Source organism: Nitrospirota bacterium (assembly GCA_020846775.1).
In the GTDB taxonomy this organism is placed as follows: Bacteria; Nitrospirota; 9FT-COMBO-42-15; order HDB-SIOI813; family HDB-SIOI813; genus RBG-16-43-11.
The window spans coordinates 1-2,563 of sequence record JADLDG010000013.1 but is presented as its reverse complement, the minus strand read 5'-3'; the positions used below and the strand labels follow the sequence as shown (position 1 = coordinate 2,563).

The 2,563-nt window shown below is 44.9% G+C and carries 2 protein-coding genes; both read left to right on the top strand.

Annotated features, from left to right (window positions below; all coding sequences use genetic code 11):
* The first annotated feature begins 83 nt into the window (after positions 1-83).
* Positions 84-1,316, top strand: a complete 1,233-nt coding sequence (ftsA, locus tag IT392_01525; protein MCC6543165.1) for a cell division protein FtsA — start codon at positions 84-86, stop codon at positions 1,314-1,316.
* Positions 1,317-1,348: 32 nt separating this feature from the next.
* Positions 1,349-2,494 carry a cell division protein FtsZ gene (ftsZ, locus tag IT392_01520; GenBank protein MCC6543164.1) on the top strand — a complete coding sequence of 382 codons (1,146 nt, stop codon included), beginning with the start codon at positions 1,349-1,351 and terminating at the stop codon, positions 2,492-2,494.
* Positions 2,495-2,563 lie beyond the last annotated feature (69 nt).

The window sequence follows — 2,563 nt, the reverse complement described above, 5'->3', positions numbered from 1 at the left end:
CAAAGGAATTCCATATAAAGAAGTAGATCTTAGATTTGATAACCAGGTGGTTGTTCAAACACTTTGAACTTTCATGGAGGACGATCGTGCGTAAAAAGGACAACATACTTGCTGCTCTTGACATCGGCACAACCAAGATATGTGCTATTGCCGCTGAAGTAACGGAAGGGAATAAATTAAACATAAAAGGTATTGGCACAAGTCCTTCAAGGGGATTAAAAAAAGGTGTTATCATAGACATTGATGAGACCGTTGATTCAATAAAAAAAGCCATTCATGGGGCTGAGAAGGAATCGGGAATTGAGATTAAAAATGTCTACACGGGTATAGCAGGCGGCCACATACTCGGACTCAACAGCAAAGGCGCTGCCCCCATCAAGAACCAGGAAGTAACAATTGGTGACATTGAAAAGGCCCTTGAAACTGCGCGGGCTATAGCTATTCCTCCTGACAGGGAAATATTGCACGTTATCCCCCAGGAATACATAATAGATGGGCAGGACGGCATTAAAAATCCGCTGGGAATATCAGGGGTAAGACTCGAGGTGCTTGTTCATATAATTACGGGGGCAATTACATCGGCACAGAACATCGTCAAGAGCATAAATAAAGCCGGACTGGATGTCATGGATATAATACTGCAGCCGCTGGCCTCAAGTGAAGCCGTACTGACAAAGGATGAAAAGGATCTCGGAGCAGCGTTGATTGACATCGGCGGCGGGACAACTGATATGGCAATATTCGTCAACGGCTCAGTAGTACACACGGTTGTTATACCATTAGGCGGCAATCATATTACAAACGATATTGCATTTGGCATTCGAACTCCTTTTGCAGAGGCGGAAAGCCTCAAGATAAATCATGGTTACGCTATGAGGTCACTGGTCGTAGAAAATGGCACTATCGAGGTACAGGATGTTGGAGGAAGACCTCCCAGGCAGTTGTCAAGGCATGAATTGGCCGCTATAATCGAACCCAGGGCAGAAGAAATTTTTGAATACGCGATACGAGAAATAAAAAAGGCCAATTATGCAGATGTACTCTCTTCCGGTATAGTCATCACTGGCGGAAGCAGTATTATGAAGGGAATGGTAGAAATAGCAGAAAAGAAAACCGGTCTTCCAGTTCGTTTGGGGGCCCCGAACAATATATCAGGTAATGCAGACAACATTAATCATCCCATGTATGCAACCGGTGTCGGCATCCTGCTGTGTGCAATCCAGCCTGAAGGGGCTGACGGGCGTACCTTCAAAAACGGGCACATGTTTGAGAATATATATTACAGGATGAAAGGATGGTTCAGGGAATTCTTTTAAACATTTTATAATCATTTTACATGGAGGTGCATATGTTTGAGATTGAAGAAATCATTGAGGGTGGAGCAAAGATCAAGGTCATTGGGGTGGGGGGCTGCGGATGCAATGCGGTAAACAATATGATTACATCCAAGCTGGCCGGCGTAGAGTTTATCTCAGTCAACACGGACGTCCAGAACCTTGCACTCTCAAAGGCAAACACAAAAATTCAGATCGGGGCCAAACTGACAAGGGGGTTAGGTGCGGGCGCTAACCCTGATATAGGCCGGGATGCTGCGTTGGAAGATACTGAGGCATTAAGAGAGGCACTCGCAGATTCTGATATGGTTTTTGTTACTGCAGGCATGGGGGGCGGAACCGGAACAGGTGCAGCCCCTGTTATCGCAGACATCGCAAAGAGTATGGGGGCATTGACTGTTGCGGTTGTAACTAAACCATTCTTGTACGAGATGGGCAAGAGGATAGCACATGCCAAACGGGGTCTGGAAGAGATGAAAAAATATGCAGACAGTGTCATTGTTATACCAAATGAAAAGGTACGAAGCCTGGTTGATAAATCAACACCAATGCTTAAGGCATTTGAACTTGCAGATGATGTATTGCGGCAGGCTGTTCAGGGGATATCTGACATTATCATTAAACCAGGTTACATAAACGTAGATTTCGCAGATATAAAGACAATAATGAGTCATATGGGACGGGCTATAATGGGCATGGGCGTAAGTTCTGGTGAAAACAGGGCTGCTGATGCCTTAAAAAAGGCAATAACAAGTCCCCTCCTGGAAGACAGCTCTATAGAAGGATCAAAGGGGATCCTGATCAATATCTCCGGCGGAATGGATCTTGCGCTCCATGAGATTTCCGAGGCATCACTCATAATAGAAAAGGCTGCAGATAAAGATGCCAACGTAATACTCGGGTGTGTAATAGATGAGTCATTGGGGGATAAGGTCGTTGTAACAGTTATTGCAACCGGGTTCAACGAGGAGTCACACATACCTGTCTCAGTTGCCGCAGGTATTGAAGATGAATTTGAAAAAGTGTCTTCAGGTCAGTCTGATATTGACAGACCTGCGTTCACAAGAAAATTCAGCAGCGCTGATTTCAGGAATGAGGCAGCTGGCATAGAAAACGACGAGTGGGACATGCCTGCCTTTTTAAGGAGGAAGGCAAACTGAATGTTTCTCTGCATACCTGAACTGGAACATCACAGAATAAAACATTTCTTTACTACCAGGAAATTCAGT